Consider the following 8,400-nt stretch of genomic DNA (forward strand, 5'->3'; position numbering starts at 1 on the left):
GCGTCGCCCGGTTTGCGCAATACGCCAGCTATCTGACCGTCAACATCTCCTCGCCCAACACGCCGGGCCTGCGCAACATGCAGGCGCGTGAGCAGCTTGGCGAGCTCTTGTCGCGGGTCATGGCAGCGCGCGCCGCGGCAAGCGCCCAGCCGCCGGTGTTCCTGAAGATCGCGCCGGATCTGGTCGAGGCAGAGCTGGAGGACATCGCCGCCGAAGTCACGGAAAAGCGGGTGGACGGCGTCATCGTCTCCAACACCACCATCTCCCGACCGCCACTGCGCAGCGGCGACACCGCGCGCGAGAGCGGGGGGCTCTCCGGCAAGCCGCTGTTCGAGCGTTCGACCATCGTGCTGGCGAAGATGCGCAAACTGCTCGGGCCGGAGCTTGCCATCGTCGGCGTCGGCGGCGTCGATTCCGCCGATACGGCGCTGGACAAGATCCGTGCGGGTGCCGATCTGGTGCAGCTCTACACCGGCATGATCTATGCCGGGCCTTCGCTGCCAGGCCGTATTCTTTCCGGAATGGCCCGTTTCGTCGAAAAAGAACGGCTGAAGTCGATTTGCGAGTTGCGCGACAGCCGCCTCGACTTCTGGGCGTCCAGGCAACTCTGAACTGCTCTCAGGAGCGCAGGTCGCGGCTGACGGCCCGCTCGCAGATGGTGCAACGAACTCGGGTCAAAGGGTTCCTTCGGAGCTTTCGCCGGGCGTTGGCTGACGGCGCATCAAACAAAAAACCCGCCAGTGCGGCGGGTCATTGGCGCAAATCAGCACCATGGGCAAAAATCTACCACAGCTGAGGTCACCGAGTCAAGAAAAAATTCCTATCGCGAAGCTGCCGCTCAGTGTCCTGGACGGCGCAGGGCCTTCCGGGGGACACCGTCTAAAACGCCGTCCGCACCCTGAGCCGCAGGATCGTCAGCAGGCTGAAGCCTCGCACCAGCAGGAAGACGTGCAGCGCCGCCCAAAGTCCAGTGTTGCCGAAGGCCGGCGCAAGGGTCAGCAGCGCGGCCGCGAAAACCAGGAACGACAGCAGCATCATGTTGCGCATGTCGCGGGACCAGGTCGCGCCGATGAAGACGCCATCCATCTGGAACGCCAGCACACCGCTCAGCGCCGTGAATGCCGCCCATGGCAGGTAGATGTCGGCCACCGAACGGACGTCCTCCGATGTCGTCACGAGAGCGACCAGATTGGCGCCACCAGACAGCATTACCAGCGTCGCGGCTCCCGCCAGCCCGAAACCCCAGAACAGCGTCAGCCGCACGGCCTGGCGGAACGGTGCGGCGGCACGTGCGCCGACGGCACGGCCCGCCAGCTGTTCGGCGGCGGTGGCAAAGCCATCGAGGAAATAGCCGGCGACGAGGAAGAAATTCATCAGCACGGCGTTGGCGGCCAGCGTCACCGTGCCGAACTGCGCGCCCTGGCGGGTGAACAATGCAAAGGCGGCGAGCAGCGAGAACGAACGGATCATGATGTCGCGGTTGAGCGACAGCATGCGCAGGAAGGCGGTCATGTCGAGCAGGCGATGGCGCGGCAAGGGCGGGGCCGCGCGAAACCGGCGGATCACGATGGCCAGGCCGAGCAGCATGGCCAGGAACTCACCGGTGACGGTCGCCCAGGCAACGCCGGCGACGCCCCAGCCAAGTTCCAGCCCAAGCAGGAAGCACAGCGCGATGTTGATGCCGTTCAGCACCAATTGCAGCACCAGTCCAAGCCCGCCCTCGCCCCGCCCCAGCACGTAGCCGAGGATGGCGTAGTTGATCAGCGAAAAGGGGGCTGCAAGCAGCCTGATCCTGATGTAGACGCCCATCGCCTCGCTGGCGCGCGGTTCGGCGCCCATGAATTTTTGCCCGGCGATGGCGACCAGCGGCGCAAGGGCAGCGAGCACGATGCCGGCGATAACCGCGATCAGCACGGCGCGCCAGAACACCGCCTGTTCCTCCAGGGCATCGCCACGCCCGAACGCCTGTGCGACAAGGCCGGTGGTGCCCGAGCGCAGGAAATTGAAAGAGGTGAAGACGACGTCGAAGATCAATGCGCCGGCCGCCAGGCCGCCAAGCAAGGCGGCATCGCCGAACTGGCCGACGACAGCCGTGTCGACCAGGCCGAGCATCGGCGTCGTCAGATAGGCTAGCGTCATCGGCACCGCGATGGCGAGCACGGAGCGGTTGGTGACGACAAATGATCCGGAGTGAATCGGCGATCCCGAGAGGATCGGGGATCCGGCGTCGGCTGGGGTTGCACCTTTGTCCAAGGATTGCTGCCTTGCTGATTGCGGCTTGATGGAACCGTCGATGTGCCCCATTTTCCGGCCACCGCGCAATCACCTATCCCTTGACGGCCAACCGAAATCCCGGTCTGGCGTGAGCCAGCCGGATACGAGTTCATGCCTCTGCAGATCGTCCATCATCCCGACTACGACGCCGGCTTCGCCGTCAACCATCGCTTTCCGATGAGCAAATATCCCCTGCTGATGGAGGCGCTGCGGACACGCGGCCTCGCCGGCCCCGAGGCGCTCAGCACCGCCGAACCGGCGCCGGCTTCATGGCTGGAGCTTGCCCATGCGGCGGACTATGTCGACCAGGTCGTCAACTGCCGCGTGCCCGAAAAGATCGAACGCGAGATCGGTTTTCCGATCGGCCCCCGCGTCTCGCTGCGCGCGCAGCTTGCCACCGGCGGCACGGTGCTGGCGGCGCGGCTGGCCTTGCGCCACGGTATCGCCTGCAACACTGCCGGCGGCAGCCACCATGCGCGGCGCGCGCAAGGCGCGGGCTTCTGCACCTTCAACGATGTCGCCGTCGCCGCATTGGTGCTGCTGGCCGAAGGCGCGGCACGAAACATCCTGGTCGTCGATCTCGACGTGCACCAGGGCGACGGCACGGCGGATATTCTCGCCGATGACCCGCGCGTGTTCACCTTTTCCATGCATGGCGACCGCAACTACCCCGTGCGCAAGATCGCCTCCGACCTCGATGTCGCGCTGCCCGATGGCACGGGTGACGCTGCCTATCTCGAGAGGCTCGCCGCCATCCTGCCGGAGCTGTCCGCCCAGGCGCATTGGGACATCGTGTTCTACAATGCCGGCGTCGACGTCCATGCAGATGACCGGCTTGGCAGGCTGTCGCTGTCGGATGACGGTCTGCGCGCCCGTGACGACATGGTCATCAGCCATTTTCGCGCGCAGGGCGTTCCGGTCTGCGGCGTCATCGGCGGTGGCTATTCCACCGATGTGCCCGCCCTTGCCGCGCGCCACGCCATCCTGTTCGAGGTCGCCGCAGGCTACGCCCGGTAGTTCTTCAAGCATGATCTCGGGACAAACGGTTTCCGTTTGTCCGAGAAAACCGGTTCCCACTTTTCGGGATCATGCTCTACTTCCGGTAGTTGGCAAGCCTGAGCAGGATGAAGGCCGGCACGACGATAGCCGCGCCCAGCAGGATATAGCCGAGGAAGCGGTCGATGGCGTGGAAGCCGAGATTCCACAGGTCCATGAAGAACTTCCGGATGCCGTAGAGCACATCCATCGGCGACCAGCCGAAGGCATTCATGACCAGGCCGACGAGGAAAGACACCACCAGCAGTTTCAGGATCACCTTGAGCGGCGAGTCGCCAAGAAAGCGCGTCAGTGCGGACAAGGCTCGTCTCCCGATTGAGGCACCCAGGCTCGAGGGCGTCGGCCAGACATACGCACTTGGCTTGTCCGCTTCAAGCCGGGAGTTTTGCGGGATGCCAACGGCCTGCACCGCGCGATTGCATGGCAGGCTTGTGCTGCCAAACGGACTAAACCCGCGCCAGACTGTTAAATTTGCGTAAACAACATCGCTTTAATTTATTGAAAACAAAGCGAAAAACCTTCATTTTTCGATTTCCCGCAATGTGCGTGCAATTTTCGCCTGCGAGACGGTCGGCGTCTTTCAGGCGATTGGCCGCGCGGGCGATCTGACCCCCTACCACAACTGGCGAAAGCCAGTCCCAGGACCGCGCAACCATCCCTGAAAGACACCAAATCGGAGCCCGACCGCCTCAACGGTCGAGTTCTTCGGGAAACCTGCGCATCGATTGCCGGATGCGCGCGTGTGTTGGAGTAATGCAGTGTTCTCTCAAGCAAAGATCATCCTGACGGCAAGTGCCCTTGCCATGTACCTCCTGGGGCCGGCGATGGCCGCCGACCTTTCGCCCGCCTACAATGATCCCCCCGCGTTCCAGTGGAGCGGCGCCTATGTCGGCGTGCATGGCGGCACGGCGTTCACCGGGATGCCGAACCCGTTTGCCGGCAGGAATGGTCTCAGCGGCGGCGTTCAGGCCGGCTACAACCAGCAGATGGGTCCAGCGGTTCTCGGTGCCGAGATCGAGGGCTCCTATCTGGGCGGCGCCGAGCACGACGTCCGGGGCGGCAAGATCAAGGAAAAATGGCGCGGTGCCGCCAAGGCCAAGGCCGGCTTGAGCTTCGACCAGACGCTGCTGTTTGGAACCGGCGGCGTCGCCATGACCAAATTCGACAAGGGCGACAAGGTGAACGATATCGACGGATGGAAACTCGGCTATCTGGTCGGCGGCGGCATCGAACAGGGTTTTGCCGGCGGCCTCTCGGCCAAGGTCGAATATGACTATGTGCGCACCCCAGGCGTCGAAACGACGTCCGCCCTGGGCAAATCCAAGGCGACGATCGGCAGCCATGAACTGAAGGCCGGCATCAACTACCGGTTCTAGGGCAGGCCATGGGTTCCGTTGAACCTGTTCTGTATTCTGCTTGAACGACCTTGCGCGGCGCCCGGATGCAACGGGGCCGCGCGATTGCTTTGCCTCCATCCGCACCGTCATCGACGCATGTCGGCAGACCGCATTTGGGTGCCAGGTCCTGCGTAATGCCGATGCAATCTTCACGTCCTAAAGCGCGTCGCATCGAAACGGATCATGCGGCCCGCTTCAGGTTTTGTTTTGTGCATGTCGTTGTCCCAAAACCGGGACCGCTTTTGGGCGACATGCATTCGGTGCCGCGGATGACCTTGATGACGGGAATCGGATATGTCCAAACGCAGCGCAAACCATCTGGTGTGGATCTCCAAGGCGTTCTTCATCGCGATCGTGCTGGTGCTGACGGGATGCGCCTCCGACATCATGAAGAACTACATCGGGCAACCGGTCGAATCGGTCATTCTGGACTACGGGCCGCCGACCGCCGTCGTTGATCTCGGCCGGGGCGAGCGGGCCTATCAGTGGCGGAAAATATCCACCAATGCGGTTTCCGGAAGCTCCAGCGGCGAAGTTCGCCACACAAAACACGGAACCGTCTACGAAGAAACCGAAACGCCTGGCTATATCGAGCGCCAGGAATGCTTCTATACGTTCTATGCCCGCGCCTCGGGCGGCAGATGGTTCATCACCAATTTTCGTCAACCGAAGCTGGAATGCGAATGAATTGCCACAGCGTGCCGGCTGCCTGTGACGGAGAGTGCGCATGCGCATCCTGCTGATCGAGGACGAGCCGGAAATGGCCTCGGTGCTGAAGACCGCGCTCGAGCGCCAGGACATCATCGTCGACCATGCCGCGACACTGGCGGATGCCGAAGCCGTGGCGCGGCTCGGCCACCATGACGCGGTGGTGCTGGACCGCCGGCTGCCGGATGGCGATGGCCTCAGCCTGATCCCGCGCCTGCGGGCCTTGCATCTGGACGTGCCGGTGATCGCGTTGACGGCGCTCAGCGGGCTCGACGATCGCGTGGCGGGGCTCGACGCCGGCGCCGACGACTACATGGTCAAGCCGTTCGCCACGGTGGAACTGGTCGCCAGGCTCAATGCCTTGCACCGGCGTTCGTTCACCACGCGTGCCAATCAGGTGATGGTCGGCCGCCTCACCTATGATTTCCGCCATCGCGAGGCGCTTGTCGAGGACCAGGCGCTGGAACTGCCGCGGCGCGAGCGGCTGGTGCTCGAAACGCTCATCCGCAGGCCGGGGCGGACGATCATGCGCGGGGCGCTGGAAGAAGCCGTCTATGCTCTCGACGACGAGATCGGCTCCAATGCATTGGATGCGCACATTTCGCGGCTGCGTCGCAAGCTCGACGACGTCGCTGCCGGCATCGAGATCAGGGCGATCCGCAACCTCGGTTATCTCTTGCGGGCCGCCTCGTGAAGAAGTCGCGCACGCGATCGCTGCAATGGGTGCTGGTGCGGCGGATGATCCTGTTGCAGGCGGCGACGCTTCTTGTCTTCATCGTGCTGTGCGCGGCCGCGCTGTGGATCGCCGATCCACGGCTTCTTGTCGACAACGAGGCTGCCGTCGCCACCCTCAAGGATGCCGTCGATCGTGACGGCAACGGCAGATTGATCGTCCATGAGACCGATGGATTGCGTTCGTTTCGTAAGGGGTTCCCCAATGTCTGGTACATCATCCGCGACAACAACGGCCAGAGCATCCGCTTCGGCAGCATACCCGACGTCTACACCAGGAATTTTGGCGATCTGCTGGGCCAGGCCGATCACGCCACCATCGGATTTTCCGAAGATGATTTGAGGCCGGAGGCCTACCTCGAAAAAGTTTCGACCAAGGCTGGCACGGTTCAGATCATTGCCGCGACGCGATCGTCGCGGGAAGAGACCGACGGCCTCGAAGTCACCATTTCGGCCACCATCGACGTCGCCAAGAACCCGGACGGCAGCAGGAACTGGGAGAAGGCGCTTCCCGCTCTCGCGGCCATCATCGTCATCCTGCTGCTGCCGATCGTCCTCGTCATGGGAGCCACGACCCTGGTGACGACGCCAGCCGTCGTGCGCCGGTCGTTTGCCGGCCTCGTCGACACCGTCCAGCAGGCCGCGCGCATCGACATCGGCACCCGTGCGATGCAGCTGCCGGTCAAGAATGTGCCGCAGGAGATCGCGCCGCTGGTGCATGCCTTCAACCAGACGCTGGCGCGCCTCGCCCAGGGCTATGACCGGCACAACCGCTTCCTCACCGACGCGGCGCACGAACTGCGCACGCCGATCGCCATCCTGCGCACGCGCGCCGAATTGCTGAAGCAGGAACCGCAAAGCGCGCGCCTGCTGCATGACATCGAGCGCCTGTCGCATCTTGCGCAACAGCTGCTCGACCACCAGCTGCTCGACCGCCCGGCGGACCAGCGCCAGATCATAGACCTCTGCGATCTTGTCGGCCGGGTCGCCGCCGACTTCGCCCCGCTCGCCATCGAAGCAGGCTACGATCTTGCCTTCGAGCCGCCAGCCAACAAGGTCCATGTCGAGATCAACGTGCTGCAGATCGAGCGGGCGCTGGCAAATCTCGTGCGCAATGCCATCGATCATGGCGGCGGTTCCGGCACGATCACCATAGCGATCGATGAAAACGGCGGCGTCGAAATCCGCGACGAAGGCCCAGGCATTCCAGCCGATGAGCACGAGAACGTTTTCGAGCCCTTCTACCGACTGCGGCCGCAATCGCGCGGCGCGGGCCTGGGATTGAACCTTGCCCGGCAGATCGCACTGCTGCACGATGGCTCCATCCGGATATTGGCCGGCTCCTGGCAAGGCGCCCGCATCCGCATGGAGTTGCCGGTTCGGGCGGTGGCCGCGTGCGGCAGAAATGATGGCCGGCCCACGGTTGCGGCCGATCCCGCTGGCTTATCTGTTTTCTAACCAATTGCCGCTATTCCCAATCGGATAGCGGGAGCAAGGCTTTGGTGGAGACGGAGAGAAACACCGCGCGACGCGGCGTCATGCTGTCGGTGGTCATCCCATGCTACAACGAGCTGGATGGCGTGGCCGAACTGCATCGGCGGGTAACGGCCGCATGCCTTGGGCAAGGCCCTTCCTACGAGATCGTCCTTGTCGTCGATGGCGCGACCGACGGTACGCGCGAGGCCATTCTGCAGCTGGCCGAAAAGGACGACCATATCGTCGCCATCGACCTTGCCCGCAATTACGGCCACCAGATCGCGTTGAGCGCCGGGCTCGAATTCTGTCGCGGCCAGCGCATTCTCATTCTCGATGCCGACCTGCAGGATCCGCCTGAACTGCTCGGCGCGATGATGACGAAGATGAACGAAGGCTTCGATGTGGTTTACGGCCAGAGGCTGACGCGCGATGGCGAAAGCTGGTTCAAGCTCGCCTCCGCATCCATGTTCTATCGCTTGCTGCGCCGGATGGTCGACGTCGACATAGCCCCGAATACCGGTGATTTCCGACTGATGAACCGTCGCGCGCTCGACCATCTGAACGCGATGCCAGAACGTTACAGGTTCATTCGCGGCATGGTGAGCTGGATCGGGCTGAGACAGGTGGCTTTCCCCTATGAGCGGCACCGCCGCTTTGCCGGCACCACCCACTATCCGCTGAAGAAAATGCTTCTTCTGGCGGGCGACGCCATGACCAGCTTCTCCATCGTGCCCTTGCGGTTCGCCTCGCTGCTCGG

At 63.5% G+C, this 8,400-nt stretch carries 9 protein-coding genes; 7 read left to right on the plus strand and 2 right to left on the minus strand.

What is annotated here, in order from left to right:
- A partial coding sequence (gene pyrD, locus EOA22_RS17160; protein ID WP_127390106.1) for a dihydroorotate dehydrogenase (quinone) occupies nucleotides 1–611 on the plus strand: 611 nt, incomplete at its 5' end.
- Nucleotides 612–879: 268 nt separating this feature from the next.
- On the opposite strand, the gene EOA22_RS17165 is transcribed toward pyrD, so the two are convergent.
- Nucleotides 880–2,214, minus strand: a complete 1,335-nt coding sequence (locus tag EOA22_RS17165; protein WP_164755573.1) for an MATE family efflux transporter — start codon at nucleotides 2,212–2,214, stop codon at nucleotides 880–882.
- A 171-nt stretch (nucleotides 2,215–2,385) separates the two neighbouring features.
- Here EOA22_RS17165 and EOA22_RS17170 point away from each other — a divergent pair, with 171 nt between their 5' ends.
- Nucleotides 2,386–3,291: a histone deacetylase gene (locus tag EOA22_RS17170; RefSeq protein ID WP_063170026.1), complete on the plus strand. Its 906-nt coding sequence runs from the start codon at nucleotides 2,386–2,388 to the stop codon at nucleotides 3,289–3,291.
- 76 nt (nucleotides 3,292–3,367) lie between these two features.
- Here the strand turns inward: EOA22_RS17170 and EOA22_RS17175 are convergent, their stop codons facing one another.
- The gene (locus EOA22_RS17175; protein WP_013533620.1) at nucleotides 3,368–3,631 is read right to left on the minus strand and encodes a DUF6460 domain-containing protein; all 264 of its coding nucleotides are present in this window, start codon (nucleotides 3,629–3,631) and stop codon (nucleotides 3,368–3,370) included.
- Between the two features lie 457 nt (nucleotides 3,632–4,088).
- Between EOA22_RS17175 and EOA22_RS17180 the strand changes: the two genes are divergently transcribed.
- From EOA22_RS17180 to EOA22_RS17200, 5 genes are all read left to right on the plus strand, one after another.
- On the plus strand, nucleotides 4,089–4,706 hold the full coding sequence (locus EOA22_RS17180) for an outer membrane protein (RefSeq protein WP_082826646.1): 618 nt from the start codon (nucleotides 4,089–4,091) through the stop codon (nucleotides 4,704–4,706).
- Nucleotides 4,707–5,021: 315 nt separating this feature from the next.
- Nucleotides 5,022–5,414, plus strand: coding sequence for a hypothetical protein (locus tag EOA22_RS17185; protein ID WP_013533622.1), 393 nt, complete (start codon nucleotides 5,022–5,024; stop codon nucleotides 5,412–5,414).
- Between the two features lie 40 nt (nucleotides 5,415–5,454).
- A complete protein-coding gene (locus tag EOA22_RS17190) occupies nucleotides 5,455–6,129 on the plus strand; it encodes a response regulator transcription factor (protein ID WP_013533623.1) in 675 nt (224 codons plus the stop codon).
- Nucleotides 6,126–7,625 carry a HAMP domain-containing sensor histidine kinase gene (locus EOA22_RS17195; RefSeq protein WP_063170024.1) on the plus strand — a complete coding sequence of 500 codons (1,500 nt, stop codon included), beginning with the start codon at nucleotides 6,126–6,128 and terminating at the stop codon, nucleotides 7,623–7,625. Before EOA22_RS17190 ends, EOA22_RS17195 begins: the two co-directional genes overlap by 4 nt.
- An 80-nt stretch (nucleotides 7,626–7,705) precedes the next feature.
- On the plus strand, nucleotides 7,706–8,400 hold a 695-nt coding region (locus EOA22_RS17200), incomplete at its 3' end, for a glycosyltransferase family 2 protein (RefSeq protein ID WP_206521294.1).

Origin of the sequence: Mesorhizobium sp. M7A.F.Ca.US.014.04.1.1 (genome assembly GCF_003998745.1) — a bacterium.
In the GTDB taxonomy this organism is placed as follows: domain Bacteria; phylum Pseudomonadota; class Alphaproteobacteria; order Rhizobiales; family Rhizobiaceae; genus Mesorhizobium; species Mesorhizobium ciceri.